General features: G+C 43.5%; 13 protein-coding genes and 1 pseudogene. 10 read left to right on the top strand and 4 right to left on the bottom strand.

All coding sequences use genetic code 11. The features are described from left to right. Positions 1-2: 2 nt before the first annotated feature. From RMY00_RS34410 to RMY00_RS34400, 3 genes are all read right to left on the bottom strand, one after another. Positions 3-1,283 carry a class I SAM-dependent methyltransferase gene (locus RMY00_RS34410; protein ID WP_322651843.1) on the bottom strand — a complete coding sequence of 427 codons (1,281 nt, stop codon included), beginning with the start codon at positions 1,281-1,283 and terminating at the stop codon, positions 3-5. A gap of 70 nt (positions 1,284-1,353) precedes the next feature. Beyond that, positions 1,354-1,905: a dTDP-4-dehydrorhamnose 3,5-epimerase gene (rfbC, locus tag RMY00_RS34405; RefSeq protein WP_322651842.1), complete on the bottom strand. Its 552-nt coding sequence runs from the start codon at positions 1,903-1,905 to the stop codon at positions 1,354-1,356. Further along, the gene (locus RMY00_RS34400) at positions 1,857-2,930 is read right to left on the bottom strand and encodes an SDR family oxidoreductase (RefSeq protein ID WP_322651841.1); all 1,074 of its coding nucleotides are present in this window, start codon (positions 2,928-2,930) and stop codon (positions 1,857-1,859) included. The genes rfbC and RMY00_RS34400 overlap by 49 nt, the downstream gene beginning before the upstream one ends. Positions 2,931-3,522: 592 nt before the next feature. Here RMY00_RS34400 and RMY00_RS34395 point away from each other — a divergent pair. The 10 genes from RMY00_RS34395 to RMY00_RS34350 all read left to right on the top strand — a co-directional run bounded on the left by RMY00_RS34395 (position 3,523) and on the right by RMY00_RS34350 (position 19,150). Next, entirely contained in the window at positions 3,523-5,850 is a 2,328-nt protein-coding gene (locus tag RMY00_RS34395) for an NACHT domain-containing NTPase (RefSeq protein WP_322651840.1), read from the top strand. Between the two features lie 707 nt (positions 5,851-6,557). Then, on the top strand, positions 6,558-8,612 hold the full coding sequence (locus RMY00_RS34390; protein WP_322651839.1) for a glycosyltransferase: 2,055 nt from the start codon (positions 6,558-6,560) through the stop codon (positions 8,610-8,612). A gap of 24 nt (positions 8,613-8,636) precedes the next feature. Beyond that, entirely contained in the window at positions 8,637-9,203 is a 567-nt protein-coding gene (locus RMY00_RS34385) for a hypothetical protein (protein ID WP_322651838.1), read from the top strand. Further along, positions 9,203-10,939, top strand: a complete 1,737-nt coding sequence (locus RMY00_RS34380) for an ABC transporter ATP-binding protein (protein ID WP_322651837.1) — start codon at positions 9,203-9,205, stop codon at positions 10,937-10,939. Before RMY00_RS34385 ends, RMY00_RS34380 begins: the two co-directional genes overlap by 1 nt. A gap of 228 nt (positions 10,940-11,167) precedes the next feature. Further along, positions 11,168-12,355 carry a hypothetical protein gene (locus tag RMY00_RS34375; RefSeq protein ID WP_322651836.1) on the top strand — a complete coding sequence of 396 codons (1,188 nt, stop codon included), beginning with the start codon at positions 11,168-11,170 and terminating at the stop codon, positions 12,353-12,355. A 10-nt stretch (positions 12,356-12,365) separates the two neighbouring features. Further along, the gene (locus RMY00_RS34370; protein ID WP_322651835.1) at positions 12,366-13,568 is read left to right on the top strand and encodes a hypothetical protein; all 1,203 of its coding nucleotides are present in this window, start codon (positions 12,366-12,368) and stop codon (positions 13,566-13,568) included. 15 nt (positions 13,569-13,583) lie between these two features. Further along, a complete protein-coding gene (locus tag RMY00_RS34365; RefSeq protein ID WP_322651834.1) occupies positions 13,584-15,362 on the top strand; it encodes a glycosyltransferase in 1,779 nt (592 codons plus the stop codon). Between the two features lie 113 nt (positions 15,363-15,475). Beyond that, complete coding sequence (locus RMY00_RS34360) at positions 15,476-16,669, top strand: glycosyltransferase (protein ID WP_322651833.1); 1,194 nt, start codon at positions 15,476-15,478, stop codon at positions 16,667-16,669. Positions 16,670-16,716: 47 nt separating this feature from the next. Continuing rightward, the gene (locus RMY00_RS34355) at positions 16,717-17,955 is read left to right on the top strand and encodes an efflux RND transporter periplasmic adaptor subunit (RefSeq protein WP_322651832.1); all 1,239 of its coding nucleotides are present in this window, start codon (positions 16,717-16,719) and stop codon (positions 17,953-17,955) included. 13 nt (positions 17,956-17,968) lie between these two features. After that, positions 17,969-19,150 carry an ABC transporter permease gene (locus RMY00_RS34350; protein ID WP_322651831.1) on the top strand — a complete coding sequence of 394 codons (1,182 nt, stop codon included), beginning with the start codon at positions 17,969-17,971 and terminating at the stop codon, positions 19,148-19,150. Positions 19,151-19,442: 292 nt separating this feature from the next. Here RMY00_RS34350 and RMY00_RS34345 read toward each other — a convergent pair. Further along, positions 19,443-20,427: pseudogene (locus RMY00_RS34345) on the bottom strand (ribosome assembly protein 4); the annotation flags it as partial.

Genomic DNA, 20,427 nt, shown 5'->3' with positions numbered 1-20,427 from the left:
GCTCAAGAATAGACATTGACTTCAGGAATCGGGACGACAAATTTTCCACCCCAATCACGTACATAGGACATCTGGGACATTATTTCATTTTTCAGATTCCAAGGTAAAATCAACAGGTAATCTGGCTTAGTTTCTTGAATCTTATTTGGATGGAAGATTGGGATATGAGTACCTGGTAAAAATTTACCTTGTTTGAAGGGATTTCGGTCTACAGTGTAACTAAGGAAATCTTCTCTAATTGCACAATAATTCAAGAGAGTGTTACCTTTACCAGGAGCGCCGTAACCAACGATTGATTTTTTTTGCCGTTTAGCTGCAATCAAAAATTCCAAAAGTTGAAACTTGGTTTCTTTGACTTTTTCAGCAAAATAAAAATAACTTTCTATGTTACTAAATCCTGCTATTTCTTCTCTTGCCCTTAATTCTTTTACCTGCTGAGTGATAGATTTAGAACTATCGTCTACATGGCAAGCATAAATTCTCAGAGAACCACCATGTGTAGACAGCTCTTCTACATCAAAGATATTTAAATTGTGAGTAGCAAAAATCTTCTCTACTGTGAGTAAGGATAAGTAAGAAAAGTGTTCGTGATAAATAGTATCAAATTGGTTTCCCTCTATTAGTCGCATTAAATGGGGAAACTCCATAGTAATGACACCTTCAGGCTTAAGTAAAATTTTACAACCTGCGACAAAATCGTTGATATCAGGTACATGAGCAAGCACATTGTTACCGATTAATAAATCTGCTTGCTTACCATTAGCAGCTAATTCATCTGCTGTGTTTTGTCCAAAGAATTTGACAGTTGTAGAAATGCCTTTTGCGATCGCTACCTCAGCGACATTAGCTGCTGGTTCTATACCCAGGACAGGTATTTCTTTTGCTACAAAATATTGCAATAAGTAACCATCGTTACTAGCTATTTCTACTACTTGGCTTGAGGAGTTAAGTCTAAAGCGATCTGTTACTTTTTCGGTATAATTTTTTGCGTGTTGTAGCCAAGAATCAGAGTAAGACGAAAAGTAGGCATAGTGGCTGAAGATATCTTGGGGACTAACATATTCTTGAAGTTGAACTAAAAAACAGCGATCGCACACGTAGACATGCAGTGGATAAAAGGGTTCCATTTGGTTTAGCTGTTCAGCTGTCACGTAACTTTCACACAATGGTGACATTCCCAAATCTACAAAGGTGTGCTTTAACTTTGTCCCACAGAATCGACAGCCACAAAGATTCACATTTGTACCATTTTGTACAGAGGGTTGCAAAGTTGTCGTAGTCATTTGTTAGCTCCCACACTGTTATATGTAACTTAATAGAGGTATATGAAAACCCTTACACCCTCACGTCTGCTTAGACGGGGGTAGAGTCTAAAACAGATTCAAACGAAGGCCAGCTTGTATCTTTCTCAGAAATTTCACTTACAGGTAAAGGCCATTCAATCTCAAAAGCTGGATCGTCATAGGGCAAGCCACACTGGTAATCTGGCGCATAGAATTCACTCATCTGATAGACAACTTCAGCCGCATCAGTTAGCGTCTGATAACCATGAGCAAACATCTCAGGCACATATAAAGCTCTACGGTTTTCGGCTGATAGCTCAACACCAAGATGTAACTTGTATGTAGGAGATTCAGGGCGCAAGTCGATGATTACATCATAAATAGCGCCATGAGTACAACGAACCAACTTTACCTCGGTTGCTGGAGTAACTTGATAATGCATACCCCGCAGAGTACCCTTTTTGTGGTTGAAGGCTAGATTGCATTGTGCAATTGTTGGCTTTAAACCGTGAGCCAAAAACTCCTGGGCGCAGAAAGTACGAGCAAAGAAGCCACGAGGATCTTGCCGTTGCTCTATGTCAATAACGAATGCACCTTTGAGTGCAGTTTCTGTGAATAGCATGACTGATCCCAGAAGAAATTTTGATCTATTTGCTGAGTACGAATCAGATATTCCAGCTGTTTCAAACGAGTGAATCCTTTAAATAAAAAAGTGGATTCTGACATATCAATAGCAGTAAACACATCGAACAACTGCTGCGTGCCTTTAACTGCATTCCACTCACACTTAAATCCCGGTAGCCTGGTGTTAATCTTCTCAAAAGAAACCCGATAGCTGCGGTTATCAGCACTAGTGTCACCAAAAGAAAGCTGGCATCCAGTAAAAACTTCAGCTACTATCTGGGCAATTTCTTTGACTTTATAGTTGCTAGCGGTGTCACCCACATTGAAAATTTGGTTGTGAATAATGTCGCGCGAGGCTTCTAGCGTACATACAATTGCTTTACAAATGTCTAGCAAATGAACTAGTGGCCGCCAAGGAGTACCGTCGCTTGTCATCTTAATTTCTTTAGTCGTCCATGCCAGCCCAGACAGGTTGTTTAACACAATATCAAAGCGCATTCTGGGAGATGCGCCATAGGCGGTGGCATTCCGCAAAAAGGTAGGAGAGAAACTATCGTCAGCTAACAACTTAACATCTCGCTCTACCAAGGTTTTACATTCAGCGTATGCCGTTTGGGGGTTGACAGAAGACTCCTCCGTAACGTATTCATCAGTACCAACGCCATAAACACTGCACGAAGACGTATAGATAAAGCGACGCACACCGGCTGCTTTAGCTAGTTGAGCAAGTTGAACTGAGCCTTGATGGTTAATTTCATAAGTCACATCAGGACGTAACTGTCCGGCGGGATCGTTAGAGAGTTCAGCTAAATGAATGACTGCCTCAACACCTTGCAAATCTTCAACTGTGATGTGGCGGATATCTTTATTAAGAGTTTTGGCTGTGAGTTCGGTACCGTTGTACAGCCAACCAACTTTATAGAATCCTGTGTCAACCCCAATAACTTCATGACCATGTTCTATCAAGATTGGGGCTAATAAAGAACCGATATAGCCTTCAGTTCCAGTTACCAGTATTTTCATAGATTAGATGTCAAATCCTGATAGATATAGCTTGGTTTTGTAAAAAACCTTTGTTAACTTAATTACAAAACCATTTCCTCAAGACGAGCTATCTCGCACGAAGAACCGCTTACAAAACTGTCTCGATTGTGCCTAATGTTGTGGTACTAGCACAATTCCTTTACATAAATTCCAGTCTGTAATAAATGTGTTTGCGATCGCGTCTAAGAAAATGTATGACTTAATGTATAACTTATCTTATTTAAGTTTTTCCTACTTTTCCTACTTTTCCTACTTTTGTTACATTTTAACAGTAATTAAAATCACAAAAAACTCGCAACCATTACTCTCTCTAAAGATAAATAAGCCATAAGGGGGAAGAAAACTTTAAATTAAGTTAGGTAATTTTAAAAACCAGTAACAAAAATAATATGAATAATACGTGTTCTTACACTAATTACACTTTTTTCTGAGCTACTTTTATTTTCTATACTATTCAAAATAATTTTATTAAAGTCAAACTTTAAAGTAAAATTATTACAAACTTAAAGGATAAACAATTAATTCCTGATATGCTTCCTTAAGTTAATAACTGGAGATTCAAAACAGGTTTATGGCACGACGTTCGTTGAAAGCATCTACTGTAGGTATTGAAAAAGCAAAAAGGGCTTTTAAAATCAGAGAGTGGACGCAAGAGTATTTAGCTAGTGAGGTAGGACTTGAAACTCGCCAGTCAATCTGGAAGTTTTTCACAGGCAAACCGATAGACCGACAGAATTTCATGGAGATTTGCTTCCAACTTGGTTTAGATTGGCAAGACATTGCTCAACTACCCGATCAGAAGTTACTGACAGAAGGCAACCAAGGATGGCAAAACTGCCAGGATGTGGAAAGCTTAGTGCAAATGTTGCGATCGCGTCTAAGTAATAAAATTCAATCCCAATGTGCTACTACGCGATTATTAGATATTGCTCAACCAATTCAATTAGAAAAAATTTATGTCAGCACGAATATTCTGAATAATATTACAAGTCGAAGATGGTTAGATATCCTTGATCTACAAGAGTTAATTCCAGAAGAGTTAAACTGTTCTGGTTTAAATCAAGTTGATCAAGAACGATTATCTGCAATACAGGCAGTTATTACCTATCCTAAACTAATGGTACTAGGTAAACCAGGATCTGGTAAAACCACATTTTTACAGCATATTGCCATTCAATGCAATCAAGGCAAATTACTATCAGACCGGATACCTATTTTTATTCGTTTGAAAAACTTTGCTGAGGATGCAAAAAAAACCGGGACTCATAGTTTATTTAACTATATTCGTCAAGAGCTTGCGGACTGCGGTGCTTCAGATCAAGAAATCCAAACATTACTGGTTGATGGTAGAATGTTAATTCTGCTGGATGGCTTAGATGAAATTCCAGAAGATAATAATGTTAAAATCATCAGTGAAATAGATACTTTTACTGAAAAGTATTATAGAAATCAGTCTATTATTACATGTCGGATTGGTTATCAATATTATCAATTTGAGGGATTTAGCGATGTTGAAATTGCTGATTTTGACTCTTCCCAGATTGAGGCTTTTGTCCAAAATTGGTTTGTCAACGTTAGCAAAAATTCCCTAGAAAAAGGAAAAGCTTTAGCTTGTGAGTTCGTGCAAAAATTACAGTTGTTGGAGAATCAACAAATTCGAGAAATAGCCGTAAGGCCACTTTTGCTTAACCTAATTTGTTGTGTATTTCAAGCCCGCTCAGACTTTCCAGTTAGAAGGGTTGAACTTTATAAGCAAGGGTTAGACATTTTGCTCAATCGCTGGGATAAAGTGAGGAACATTAAACGAAATGAAATTTATGTTCATTTGTCTTTACCTCATAAGCTTGAACTGTTGAGTCAAATTGCTGCTATTACTTTTAAGCAAGGTAATTACTTTTTCACACAAAGTAATGTCCAGCAATACATTACCGACTATCTCATGAAGCAAACTGAGCCAGAGGTACTGCAACTCAGCAGTGAAGCAGTGCTAAAATTGCTTGAGACAGATGGACTACTGATAGAGCAAGCACGAGGGATTTACTCATTCTCGCATATAGCATTTCAGCAGTATTTAACAGCAAAAAATATTGTTACTAGTCCCAATCCACAAATATTAGAAAAAAAAATAATTGAGTTGGTTAGCCATTTGAGTGAAGCACGTTGGCACAAAATCTTTTTATTAACTGCTGGCATCTTGGATAATCCCACTTGTCTGTTGCAATTAATGAAGCAACATATTGATCAGCTTGTCAGCTTTGATAAGCAATTGCAAAAGTTCTTCAACTGGCTCAACCATAAGTCTCTTTCAGTTCAGTCTACCCACAAAAGAGTAAGTGTTCGTGCCTTTTATTTGACACTAGAACTTCTCGACGACCTGAACTTGACTAACGACTTAGCTTTTTCTCTTGGTATCGATCTCAGGTTTACTAGCAATCTTACTCCTGATTTAGCTCTAGATATAGCTCTCCAGTTTGCCCTTCGTTTAAGCCTTGCTCTTCCTTACGAGCAGACTTTAGATCGAGTTTTGGCTTTAAGGTTTGCTCTCCCTGATAACGGAACTGTTGCTTGTAACCCTGAGTTACAGCATTCTTTGCAAAAACTCAAAGAGCAATTACCGACTCCATTTCAAGGCAGAGAAAAGTTAAAAGAATGGTGGAGTGCTAACGGTCAGACTTGGGCTAATGAATTGAGACTGGTGATAGTTCGGTCTCGCAATATTGGTCATCAGTGGCAATTTAGCGAGCAGCATAAAGAAATACTCAAGCAGTACTACACTGCCAACTATTTATTGGTAGATTGCCTCAAGAGTACTTGTAAAGTAACTCCCACCGTAACAGAGGATATTTTGGTAACGTTATTGTTACCCGCCCCTAAAATATTCATGAAATACAACATATAGCGGTTTATGAATCACAGTAAGTAGATCGGCGTAAATAATTATTGTTGCAATAAGGTAGGGAGCAGGGAGAGAAAGAGTTTGAGCCTTATTTACTTCTATTTACATAGTTTGGTTTTATTGCACTGACTTACTAACAGTTTTGGAACTATCCCTTTCAAGACAAGTATATGTCAATACTTTTCGGTACTTTTCGGTTAAGGGGGAAAGGGGAAAGGGAAAGGGTTTGAATTTACCTTTCCCCTTTGCCCTTTAACCTTTCCCCAGACCAAAAGAGAGATTATTGAGTTTATCCGAAAAGTATTGAAGTATATGTAGTATAAAATTTTTTGTAGCATTTCGTCTTTAGGTTGAAATTGAAGGCTGAATCTATCTATTCAAGCGCAAATTTTTGAACTGACTCAGCAACGCCAGTTGCTGAGTCAGAATATTTTTACCCAAATGTCTGACCAAATGGATACAAAACTAGACTGAAACTATACGTTAATTTATACATTTTCGTAAACGCGATCGCAAACGCACTTCTGACAAACTTTAATTATTACAAGACTGTTAACTAATAGCGATTGTGGTGGTACTAACGCAAGAATATGCTGCAAATGCGTTACTGAGCTAAGTGTGTGTGTTTCCCTTTTTAAGTAAACTCGACGTAGTGTTTCAGCAGCAATGAAATAAACTTGCAGTGAATTGTCGGGGGTAATTTGCAAAATTTGACTTCAACACCTTCTGGCTTCTGTGCTGAACCACTTGTCAAAGGCGAGGTAGTCACAGTAAAAGGTAAGTTTTTCTTTATTAAAGATAAAAAGTTTTTTCTTAAAGGAGTTAGTTACGGCCCATTCTCCATTGGTAGCCACGGTGAGTCGTTTCCAGAAAAATCAGTTGTGGAAAAAGATTTCGCTATGATGGCAGAAATGGGGGCTAACTGCCTGCGTACCTATACTGTTCCACCTGATTGGCTTTTGGATCTAGCTGCAATCTATGGTCTTAGGCTGTTAATTGGTATACCTTGGTCTCAGCATATCGCCTTCCTCGACTCTTCTGCTGTGAAAGGAGAAATCCGTAACTGCATTACTCAAGGAGTTAAAGTTTGCCGGGATCATCCCGCCACCTTTGCCTATTTGGTGGGCAATGAGATTCCTCCAGATATTGTCCGATGGCATGGAGCAAAACCAGTTCGGGCTTTTATTAAAGAGTTAATGGAGGTAGCAAAATTTAGTGATCCCGGAGGTTTAGTAAGTTATGCTAATTATCCTTGTACTGAGTATTTAAATATTGACTTTACTGATTTCTCCTGCTTTAACGTTTACTTGCATCGAGAACAAGATTTTCGCCGCTACCTCTCTCGGCTTCATAACCTTGCCGAGGATAAACCTCTAGTACTGAGTGAGTTTGGCGTTGACTCGATGCGTGAAGGAACCCAAGCCCAAGCCGAAATTCTCTCTCAAAAGCTGTCATCTAGTTTTGAGATGGGAGCAGCAGGAACGATCATCTTTTCTTGGACGGATGAGTGGTTTACCGGCGGATATGCCATACAGGACTGGGCTTTTGGTGTAGTTGATGCCGAACGGATCGAGAAACCAGCTTTCCATACGGTACAGCAGTATTACACAGCGCCTTTGCCGCCACTGCTACCTGAGTATCCTAAAGTTTCAGTGATTGTATGTGCTTACAATGCTGAACGCACGATGGACAGTTGTTTAGCTTCTCTCAAAGAACTAAACTATCCCAACTATGAAGTCATTGTAGTTAATGATGGATCGAGCGATCGCACTCTCGAAATTACTCAGCGTTACGACTATGTACGCCTAATTAGTCAAGAAAACAAGGGATTAAGTGTCGCCCGCAATGTTGGGATGGTTGCCGCAACTGGCGAAATTGTCGCCTATACCGATTCTGATTGTATGGCAGATCCAGACTGGCTCACCTACCTGGTTGCCAAGTTTCTCTCCTCTGATGTCGCTGCTGTAGGCGGGCCAAACTTATCTCCCCCGGAGGACTCTCTCGTTCCCGCTTGCGTTGCTGTCTCTCCCGGTGTACCTACCCACATACTTTTGAATGATGAGGTAGCCGAACATATTGCTGGTTGCAACATGGCTTTTCGTCGGGAGGTTCTACAAGAAATTAACGGCTTTAACCCGATATTTCGCACTGCTGGTGATGATGTCGATATCTGCTGGCGGCTGCAAGATAAAGGTTACATCATTGGTTTTAGCCCGGCTGCAATCGTATGGCATTTTCGCCGTAACACAGTAGCTGCCTATCTCAAACAGCAGCAAGGCTATGGAAAGGCAGAAGCACTCGTTTATTTTCAGCATCCCTACCGCTTTAACCTTCTGGGGCAGCCCTCTTGGTTGGGGAGAATCTACGGAGATTTATCTACATTTCTTCGTATTGGTCAACCAGTTATCTATTCTGGGGTGTTTGGTCGGGGTCTGTTTCAAACCTTGTACGAGCCTTCCTCATCTCTCATTTCTTACCTTCCACTAACACTAGAGTGGAATGTCGCAGCTTTGATCCTATTTGTGTCTGCGCTTTTATCTGGCGATCGCCCGTGGTTGAGTGCAGCAATGTTCCTTATTTCTTTTACCTGGTGTGTAGCTGGTGCTATACAAGCGCGGATTGATTCTCGTTTCCTCAAAAGAAGGGCACGGTTGCTTGTGGCGCTACTGATTTATCTGGGGCCGCTTGTACGTAGTATAGAGCGCTACAAATGGCGGATCAAAGAACTCAAGAAAGCCGAGCCGATAAAGCTTGATGAACTGTAAATAAAAATGGAAGCCTCTAAAAAAATGACTCAAACACTAACTCAAGCAGATTTAATTCAGTTTGATTCGCCAGCCCACAAAGTAAATATTTCCTGGCGTGATCGCGCTTATGAGTTGTCCTATTGGACAGAAGCAGGAATAGAGAAGGAGAACTTGCTGCAAAAGGTAATGGATTTACTCTTGCCTTGCAAGTATTTCATTGCAATGGATCAAGGCTGGAGCGACTGGGATTTAGAAATTTACCAGGGGATTTGGTCAAAAGTTCAGCTGAAAGTATGTACTGAAAATCATGGGGGTAACAAAAGAGTTTTGAGAGTGCGGTGTGCCTTGAGAATGTCACAGTTAGCCATTATGGCTATGATTGCCTATTGCCTGTTCACAATTGTGGCGATCGTTCTGGGAATGCCAGAAGTAGCAACAGTCACAATTGCAGTAAGTATACTCAACGCCACCGTCATCTTATATCAGAACTTTCAGTTGGGACGTATTCTCTACCAAGTACTGGAGATTATTGCCAAAAGAGTGTACTTACTACCAATACAAGCCACGGGTAATAAGTCTGCCCCGCAAAGTGCAATATTACAGCCATAATGACTACCGCAAAGTTCGCTATAGATTTGAAGATATATCGGCGGTTGCTGCTTCAAGTAAAACCCTACTGGTTTCACATTGTGGGTACTTTTGTGCTTGACTTGCTGTCAACTCCCCTCGCCTTGCTTACCCCACTGCCGTTAAAGATTGTTGTTGACAACGTTATCGGCTCTCAACCGCTCCCTAGCTTCTTGGATGCACTCCTCCCAGCGACCTTGACGCGTTCCAAAACTACTTTACTGATATTCGCTGCCAGCTTCGTGATATTCATTGCCTTACTGCGTCCACTCCTTGGGCTGGCAAGTTCGTTACTGCGAACGTATACAAGTGAAAAGATGGTTTTGGACTTCCGGGCCCGCCTTTTGCATCACGCTCAATGCGTTTCACTTTCTTACCATGATTCCGTAGGCACATTCGACTCTACATACCGCATCCAATACGATGCTCCTGCCATTCAATGGACAACGATTGATGGCATTGTACCGTTATTTATTACAGGTTTGTGGCTCGTTGGCATGTTCTATGTCACTGCCCTGATTGACTGGCAGCTAGCTCTGATTGCACTGTTAGTTTCACCCTTTTTGTTTTTAGTGACGCGGATCTCAAGTGGTAGCTTACGTACTCAGTGGCTTGACTATCAAAAGTTTGAAAGTTTGGCAATGTCAGTTGTCCAGGAGGTATTGGGAGCCGTTCGTGTTGTCAAGGCTTTTGGTCGGGAGGAGCGCGAACGAGAACGCTTTGTCAGCAACTTTAGCAAAGCCATTTGGATACGTATGCGCGTCGTCGCCATCCAAAATTTTGTCAGTTCCCTGATCAATGTGATAACTGCTGTAGGGTATGCTGTCATCCTTTACATGGGTGTACGACACGTCCAAACAGGTATTTTAACTTTAGGTGAGCTACTTGTAGTAGAGGCATATATTATACAGCTATATGGGCCCTTGCAATCTATCGGTAATCAAGTCACAGGGCTACAGCGATCGCTAGCTAGTGCCGAGCGAGCTTTCTTGCTTCTCGATCAAGCACCAGATGTAGTTGAGAGCAAACAGGCTCAACCGATTTCTCGTGCTTCAGGCGCTGTCAGCTTCCATAATGTTTCCTTTGCCTTTGACAACCACCAAGTTTTGCAGGGTATCTCCTTTGAAATTCCTGCTGGAACTCATTTAGGTATTGCTGGCAGAACAGGCGCGGGTAAGACAACCCTGGTAAACCTGCTGATGCGGTTCTTCGATCCTACCAATGGAGAGATTTTGCTTGATGGCGTTGACTTACGCGACTACAAATTAGCCGATCTCCGCAACCAGTTTGCGATCGTTTTACAGGAGCCTGTACTGTTTTCGACTAGTATTGCCGAGAATATTGCATACGCTAAACCTGATGCGAGCGATCGCGAAATTATTGCCGCAGCCAAAGCAGCCAACGCCCACGATTTCATCTCCAAACTACCGCAAGGTTACGAAACTCAAGTCGGCGAACGCGGTATGTGCCTCTCAGGTGGCGAACGTCAGCGAATTTCCCTGGCCCGTGCCTTCCTCAAAGATGCCCCCATCTTGATCCTTGACGAACCCACCAGTTCCGTCGATACCAAAACCGAAACTGCAATTATGGAAGCAATGGAACGTCTTGTATACGGACGTACCACCTTTATGATTGCCCACCGCCTGAGTACCCTAGAGATTTGCGATTTGCGGATGGAAATCGAAGACGGACGACTCATCAATTTAATAGCTGCATAATCGTGAGTGTTGAGTCAATCAATTTTGGATTTTAAATTTTGGATTTTAGATTAGGAAAATATTTCAATCTAAAATCGGCAATCCAAAATCTAAAATTCTTCTGCCTCCTTACATTACTAGTACAGGTCGGCGGAAATAAACCACCCATTCCAAATGAATAAAACACTTACACTGTATTCATTTTTAATTTTTAATTTTTAATTCCGCCTTGCGGTACTAGGTAGCTACATGTCTTCACAACTTCGCATCATCGTCACAGGACTCGTCGGCTTGTATCCAGTCGGTGGGGTAGCGTGGGATTATCTCCAGTACGTCATCGGGCTGGCGCGGTTGGGGCATGACGTATACTATCACGAAGACACTTGGAGTTGGCCATATCATCCCCTCGAAAAAACCTATACCTCAGACGCTAGCTACTCAACGCAATACATTCAAGATTTCTGGGAGCAGTACGCGCCAGAACTAAAAAAGCGGTGGCATTACTTGCACTTGCATTCAACCAGCTTCGGCATGAACCGAGCAGAATTCGACGAAGTAGCACGGACAGCTGATGTATTTCTAAATGTTAGTGGAGCGTGCATAATTCCCGATCGCCTCTCGTCGCGGTGCGTGAAAATCTTCCTCGACACCGATCCTGGCTACAACCAACTCATGCTTAGTGAGCGCTTTGCTTGGTCAGAGAACGTTGAGCGATGGTGCGATTCAGTAGCAGCCCACGACCGACACTTTACCTATGCAGAGAACATCCACAACGCAGATTGCCTCATCCCCAAGGTAGATTTTGCATGGCAAACAACGCGGATGCCAGTTGTAATGGACTTGTGGGAGCGTGTCGCCTGCGTTCCACCGCCCCAAATGGGAGCGTGGACGACGATCATGACTTGGAACGCCTTCAAAGGAAAGTTAGTTTACAAAGGTATAGAGTATAACAGCAAAGGCAGTGAGTTTGAGAAATTGCTGACTTTGCCTCAACGCACAAGTGTACCTCTCTCTGTGGCAGTAGGTGGTGTGAAAGCTCCCTTAATGGAGATAGCAAGTGCAGGGTGGAAAGTAGTGGATGGGCCTAGCGCAACATTAACTCCAGAAAGTTATCAGAAATTTATCGCTAACTCACGAGGTGAACTTTCCCCAGCTAAACACGTATACGTAGCGATGGCTAGTGGTTGGTTTAGTTGCCGTTCTGCTTGCTACTTGGCTGCTGCTCGTCCTGTAGTTGTTCAAGATACTGGCTTTAGTACCATCTTGCCTGTAGGAGAGGGGATTTTGACATTCACGACACAGGAAGAAGCGATCGCAGCTATCCATGAAGTCGAGGCAAATTATACATGGCACACAAAAGCGGCACGTAACATTGCCCACGAGTATTTCGACTCGAATTTAATACTCAGTCAACTACTTAATGCAGCGCTATCTTGAGGAGGTCGTCATGACTAACCTACCTTTTAACATTACCAGCACCCCAACCAATTCCGATCCGGTCAATCGCCTGCGGATTATTGTGCTTGGCTACATCGTGCGCGGCCCTATAGGTGGCATGGCTTGGAGCGATTTGCACTACCTTTTAGGTCTTGCCAGCTTGGGACACGATGTCTACTTCGTTGAGGATAGCGACGACTACCCCTCTTGCTATGACCCAGTTAGAGGTGTGATGGATACAGATCCAACCTACGGGTTGGAATTTGCAACGCGCATTTTTGCCAAAGTCGGACTAGGCGATCGCTGGGCGTATTACGATGCTCACACATCATCTTGGTATGGCCCCTGCGCTCACAATATCCTAAGCGTCTGTGCTACCGCCGATGTCGTTTTGAACTTTTCCGGTGTGAATCCTCTGCGCCCTTGGCTGATGGAGATCCCAGCACGGGCATTTATCGATAAAGATCCAGTTTTTACCCAGATTCGACACTTAACCGATCCCGCAGCTCTAAATTTAGCCAAGCAACATACAGCTTTCTTAACCTTTGGAGAAAATATTGAGTGCAATCTCTCCACCATCCCTAATGATGGACTACCTTGGCAAGCTACGCGCCATCCCATCTTTTTAGATGCTTGGCCTGCCACATCAGGAGTCGAGGAAGGGAAGTTTACCACTGTCATGCTCTGGGACAGTTACCCAGCCCGTGAATACAATGGGCAACACTACGGTATGAAGTCTGACTCTTTTCAGCCTTACTTAGATTTACCCCAGAAAACCGAATCTATATTTGAGTTAGCGGTAGGTAGCCCAACAGCACCGCGATCGCTACTTGCTAATCAAGGCTGGATACTACAAGATCCCCACGAGACGACACTAGACACTTGGACTTATCAGCGCTACATTCAACAGTCCAAAGCAGAGTTCACCGTAGCCAAACATGGCTACGCAATTAGCCACTGCGGTTGGTTTAGTGAGCGGAGTGCTGCTTACCTCGCCAGTGGACGCCCTGTACTCGTCCAAGAAACTGGTTTTTCGGAGTGGTTGCAGACAGGAAATGGCATTATTCCATTTAAAACGCTTGTTGAAGCACTGGCGGGAATCGAAGAAATTAACAGCCGCTACAAGTTTCACTGTCAAGCAGCTAGAGAAATTGCCGAAGAGTACTTTGATGCCCGTAAAGTGCTAACCCAACTCCTCGATCGCATAATTTAAGGAGGAAGATTTCAGATGAGTAATTCTGTTCCCCCTACAATCAGCGTCATTATATGCACGTATAACAGACACTCAAACCTACAAAAGGCAATTGATTCTGTTTTGAAGCAAGACGAGCAAGACTTTGAACTCATCATTATTGATGATGGTAGTGATGAACCAGTAGAGATACATCATCATACGTCTATACGTTTAATCCGAACTGAGCATCATGGTATAGGATCTGCCCGTTCTGAAGGATTAAATGCTGCTAGGGGTACATTCGTCGCCTACTGTGATGATGATGACGAATGGAAACCGAATCATCTAAGTATACTTTTGCAGTACTTGAGAGAAAACCCAGATATCAGCCTCGTGTACGGTGATTCTGAATGGGTGCAAGCAGGCGTGTCACCGTCCCCAGTCGCTTACTCATTTGTGTATGACGGCACACTTCTGGGTTATGGAAATTACATCTTTGCTACTGATGTCATGCACCGAAGAAGTGCGGCACTTGAAGTAGGGGGTTTTGACTCATCATTACAAGCCTATGAAGATTGGGATTTGTGGTTGCGAATGAGTCAGGTGCATTTACTCCGGCATATTCCAGTGGCGATCGCATCTCATCACTGGCATCAAAATTGCGTGTCAGCAGGAAATTGCTGGCAAGAATGGGAAAAAGTCTATTGGAATCACCAGCACAGATTAGCCAAAGCGGGGGCTGCTGCTCAACATGATTTAATACCTGACGCTGCCGAAATTGCTGCTTTTGATCCCAGTACTTGGCAGCCAGGACGGAAGGAATTAATCTGGCACTCGATACTACGTCCAAATGAAGGTTATGGTTCTGTGGGGCGACAACTGCTGAAAGCTGTTGCCAATCAAGGTGTTGATATTACAATTGCACCAACAAAAAACCAAGCGCCAAAAGGCTTTGAAAACTTTTTTAAACCTCTGGATCGCTGGAGTAGAATTGGCTTTTACTATCACTATGCTGTTTGTCCCAGCGTTCTGCAATGCGATCGCATCGTCAATTATTGCATGTGGGAATCTACTTTAGTTCCCAAAGATTTTGTTGAGGAAATCAACAAATCTGTAACATTACAATATGTCCCTTGCCAGCAGAACGTAGAGAGCTTTTTGGAATGTGGTGTCCGCGTTCCGATTAAAGTTCTGCACCACGGAGTTGATCCACAACAGTTTCCTTTACTGAATCGCTGTCACTCAGAAATTTTCACTTTTGGAACGTTCGGTGACTTCAGCCCTAGAAAAGGAATAGATGTGTTAGTGCGTGCATTTCAAGACGAATTTTCTCCTCAAGAATCAGTGCGCTTACTGATGAAGAGTTCGGCAAAAGCGGCGGCTTATGAAGTAAATGATCCCCGCATAAAATTCATTTCCGGCTTTATGAATCAAGAGGCGTTATTAAAGTTTTTACAAGAGCTTGATGTATTCATTCTCCCGTCCCGTGGAGAGGGATTTGGTCTTTGTGGTTTAGAGGCAATGTCTACAGGTTTACCATTGATCGCGACAAACTGGAGTGGCCCTTCTGAATACCTCGATCCTGAAGATAGCTTTTTACTAAAGTATCATCTGGTAGATGCACAAGGCATAGAATCAAATCGTGTTCGCTACTTTGGTTTGTGGGCAGAACCTGATTATGAACACCTCCGCTATCTAATGCGGTGGGTGTACGAACATCCAAATGAGGCTGCTGTGGCGGGGCAAAAAGCAGCACGGCGAGTTCATTCAAACTGGACGTGGGAGCGTATTGCAAAACAAATGTGTGCTGATTTTGACCAAGTTGCTAGTTGATAATATGGTTAACTTTGAAGATAAAACGAACCGCAAAGTACGCGAATTTCTCAAAGAAATAAGAGTTTGAGAGATTTACATAAGTCTTACATATTTAATTACTTAGTATAAAAATGTCTAAAGAAAAAGTGACTGTTGCAATTCCTACATACAATCGGGCGGGGTTACTTCAGGGCTGTATCGAAAGTGTGTTAGCCCAAGACTATGCAGATTTAAGGTTGTTGGTTTTAGATAATGCCTCCGATGACGATACTGAGATGGTTGTGCGATCGCTTGCAAAAGAAGACCAGCGAATTACATATATCAGGCACGAAACAAACATTGGTTTCGCCAGAAATTGGAACCGCATCATTGAAGTGAATCAGAGTCCATATCTAACCATAGTGCCGGACGACGATTTGATTCTCCCTGGTTTTATCCGTGAATCTGTCCAAGCTTTGGATGAACATCCCAGCGCTGGGTTTTCTCTAGCGTTGCCTAAATTTATGGATGACAATGGCACGATCCTGCCTCAAAAACAAGACGTTGGAGATATGCCCGATGGCTTAATCAACGGCTTGGAGTATATCGACTTATGTATTGCCTGGCGCGGTTGTTCTATTTATACTGCTACTACAATGATGCGGGCTGCTGCACTTTTTGAAGTCGGCTCGTTTGATAGTCCACACTCCTGGAACACGATTGACTCAAACCTATCCTTTAGGCTAGCGGCGCGTTTTGACATTGTTTTCTTGAATAAGGAACTTGCCCAAATTCGCGCTCATCCAGGACAGATATCAGATAACCCTTGGCAGAAGTTTGCGGTACTAGCAGAGTCCATCGATGCGATCGCTTACCTTCTCCAATCTGAGCGGGCTGCTGATGCAACCTATCGTCAGCAACTAGCAGAGCGCTTGCTAGCTTTGAATGCCAGAAAAAGTGAGTCGATACACCACCTTGTACCGCACCTCTATTGGAGTTGGGCAGAACGATTAGAACTAGCAGTAGAAGACATAGCTGCACTGATTCCCCCAGGAAATAGTTTCATTCTAGTTGACCAAAATCAGTGGGGACAGCCATTAGCAGATCGCCATGCTATACCTTTCCTGGAACGAGATGGACAGTATTGGGGGCCACCAACAGACGACGAGATGGCTATTTCGGAACTAGAGCGATCGCGTTCCTTTGGAGCTAGCTTCATCGTTTTTGGATGGCCAGCCTTTTGGTGGCTGTATCACTATGACGCGCTGCATCGCTATCTGCGCTCCAATTTTCGCTGTGTACTAAAAAATAGCCGCCTCGTCGCCTTCGATTTACGGCAGTATTAGCTGTCCTCACTTGTCGTTAACTGCAAACTCACACTGGGACAAGTTTCATGATCTGGAAATATGAAAAAAATAAGTTCAAGATTGCAGGTCGATGGCTAGCCTGGTCAGGAGTTTTGGCTATCGCCGGTGTGGGTGGTTTGACATACTTTTTAGTTCTCAATCAACCTCGTGAGCCAATAGCAGTAAGCTTACTCACCGTGGAGCGAGGTAATGTTGAAACCACAATCAATGAGACTGGTACTGTTGAGTTAGAAGAACAACGGATCTTGAAATCGCCAAAAGAGGGTGCAGTGGAACGAGTAATGGTAAAACCTGGTGACAGGGTAAAGCTTGGTCAAGTGCTGCTCACCCTGCGCTACCCTGAGCGAAAAATTGCTCTTACTAATCAGCAGTTGCAAATTCAACAAGAGCAACTCAACCTAGCACGTACTCGCCAGAAAATTGTTGAAGCCCAAGAACGATTAACAGCTGAGGAACAACAACTCCAGAGGCTTGCTCCCCTAGTGCGTGAAGGAGCTATTGCCCAACAACAAGCCCAAGCGCAGGAAGATACAGTGCGCGTTGCTCGGTCTAGTTTGCGAGATACTCAAGCAGAGGCACGTACAACGGCTCTCAAAATTCAGAGTTTGCAATTGGAGCGTCAACTTATTCAGCAGCAACTCCAGGATAATATTGTAACTGCACCATTGAACGGCGTAGTCTTGGGTGTGAATGTAGAGGATGGTGATGGAGTAGAGTTGCGTACCAACCTGCTTACCTTGGGCGATCCCAGCAAAGTATTAGTGAAACTCCAGCTTTCTACTCTCAACGCTGCTCAAGTTCAAGTTAACCAACTTGCCCGCGTTAATGCGATCGGGCCTAATGCCAAAACATTCACTGGACATGTACAAAGCCTGTATCCTCAAGCACTCACATCTGAAGCTCAGAAACCAGAGGGAGGCGGTCAAAATCAATCAGATCAACCAACTGTACCCGCAACCATTCGGCTTGATACCCCTACTCGTACACTGCTCCCTGGTAGCAGGGTAAATGTCGAGGTTGTGTTGCAGCAACGGCAGAACGTAGTAGTTTTGAAGACGGATGCTATTGTGCGATCGCAACCACATCCCTTTGTGTGGGTTCGGGATAGCCAAAATCAAGCCCAAAAACGCACCATTAATCTGGGATTGGAAGGGTTAATGACTGTAGAAGTAACCTCTGGTTTGCAACCTGGCGAACAGGTCATACTACCGCCTGTTGAGTCGCAACTCAAGCCAGGGCTGCCAGTTAAGGCAAGTGAAAAGTAACGGCACGACTATTATGGCTCTTTCAGCTTTTGACTTATTAAATATTACCTTTCACTCCTTAGGTAGGAACCCCTTGCGTTCTGCTTTGACTATTCTGGGGGTATTTATGGGTGTGGCTGCTGTCAGCGCTACGCTTCAGGTTCGTACTATTAGCCGGGCTGCGATCGCCCAACAATTGGCAAAACGAGGCGCACCTCAAGTTTCAGTTTATCCAAACTGGGATTCTGGTGGTCAAAGTACCTCATTCAAATTGGAAGACATGGAATTCTTACGACAGCGAATGGTGGGCTTACAGGCGATCAGTTCTTTTAATTGGGCTGGTTCTACCCCAACTGTTTTTCGGGACAAGGAGTTTACTCCATCCATGTCACCTGTTTCCCAAGATTTTTTGCTAACTTCAGGGAAATCATTGGTATCGGGACGGTTTTTCACATCTGAAGATTTTGCCAACTACCGTCCGGTGATAGTAATCGATCAATTGCTGGCAGAACAGCTTTTCCAAAAGCAGGAACCTGTGGGGCAGCTGATTTATGCTGGGCAAAGACCTTATATCGTCGTCGGGGTGGTAGCGACTAGTTTAAATGAAGATGCGCCCCCGGCGGGTCAACTGTATGTGCCGATGTCTATTTACAATGCTTTGACGGGTAGCCGCGACATTGGGAGCATCCAAATGCGCCCTTATTCACTTGAAGATGTGGAAGAGTTAAGCCACCAAGCAGAAGAATTGCTACTACAAAGATTTCCAGGTTACAAATTTAAATTTTGGAATAATGTATCAGATATCATACAGCAGCAGAAAACTCTAGAGATGGCTTCTCAAGGTCTAACAGCAGTAGGAGCGATCGCGCTATTAGTTGGCGGTGTTGGAATTGCAAATATTATGATTGCCTCAGTAACTGAACGAACTGCTGAAATAGGTTTGAGACGGGCGGTGGGTGCAACCCAACGAGAAATCATGCTGCAATTTATTCTAGAGGCGATGCTTTTAAGTTTAATAGGAGGGACAGCAGGGTTGGGAGTGGTGCATGGATTGACAGTTGTGGTTACTGATACCTTTAGTTTGCCCTATGAGTTTGATAGCAAAATTGCAGTGCTAGCACTGGGGTCAGCGCTAGTGGTAGGGGTGGGAGCTAGTTTGCTTCCCGCGGTGCGGGCCAGCCAAATCGACCCAGTAAAAGCCCTACGTTTAGAATAGACCTTCCCTATTACGGTTGGGGAGTAAGACTCAAAACCTCTCCCCTCTTAGGCTACGGTGTACACACAAGTCGAATTACCCCCCTCAATCCCCCCGATGTATTGGGGGGAAGCCGAAAATCTAGTTCCCTCCCCTTTACAAGGGGAGGGTTAGGGTGGGGTAAAAACCAGCCTTTTAAACTACTTCAGACTTGTGTGTACACCGTAGCCCCTCTTAGGGGAGGGTTTGGAGAGAGGTCATAAACTTATTTTTACAAAAGTGAGATGACTTCATTTTTTTGCACAATATCTCACTAATTCTGTAACTTTTTAAGCTCTGCATCTGTAAACGGATTCTTCCCTGCGCGTAAATCTTTCACCCAGCGCTGCCGTTGTGCTTTACTATCTTTATCGTCAGTCTGGGCGATGTATGCTTCAAAGTCTTCAATTGCCCCTTGGGTGTCACCTATCAGCGCTCTAGCCAAGCCACGACTATCACGAATGTTGCCATCTTCAGGTGCAAGTGTAATGGCTTGTTCACAGGCTGGTAAAACATCGGCGGCTTGTTTTTGCAGACTCCCATCCCAGCATAGTGTATTCCAAGAATCAGCAGGAATTTCGACTTTTGGATCGAGCTTGAGAGCTTTGGTATAAGCTGCTAGCGCTTCCTTAAACTTTTTCTCTTCTGAGCGACTGTTCCCTTCATCAAGTAAGCGTTCAACCTTGCCTTTGTTGACAAATTCTTTTACTCTCACCTGGGAATCAAACTTTAATTTATTATCCCACTGCTGTGCCTTGCTAAACTTTTCCACAGCGCCATTAATATCATCAACTCGCGCTAACTTCTCGCCTTGGATGACTAACACTGTTGCCCCTTGCGCTAACTGCGATGGAGTTTGGCATGATTGCAACTCTTCTAACACTTCTGGATGGGCAACCAGGTAATTATTGAGCAAATTGCAACCACTAAGTAATAAATCATTGAAATCCAAATCCCATAAAATCATGGTCTTGTCATCACTGCCAGAAGCCAGTGTCTTGCCATCGGGGCTGAAGACTACACTATAGACCCCACTGCTATGCCCAGTCAGGGTTTTTATGGCTTTACCTGTGCTGACATCCCAGAGTTTGATCGTCTTGTCACCACTGCCAGAAGCCAGTGTCTTGCCATCGGGGCTGAAGACTACGCTATAGACCCAACTGCTATGCCCAGTCAGGGTTTTGATGGCTTTGCCTGTGCTGATATCCCAGAGTTTGATCGTCCTGTCATCACTGCCAGAAGCCAGTGTCTTGCCATCG

The organism is Nostoc sp. ChiVER01 (assembly GCF_034531155.1).
In the GTDB taxonomy this organism is placed as follows: Bacteria; Cyanobacteriota; Cyanobacteriia; order Cyanobacteriales; family Nostocaceae; genus Nostoc.
The sequence above is the reverse complement of the archived record's forward strand: the minus strand, read 5'-3'. Positions and strand labels throughout refer to the sequence as shown.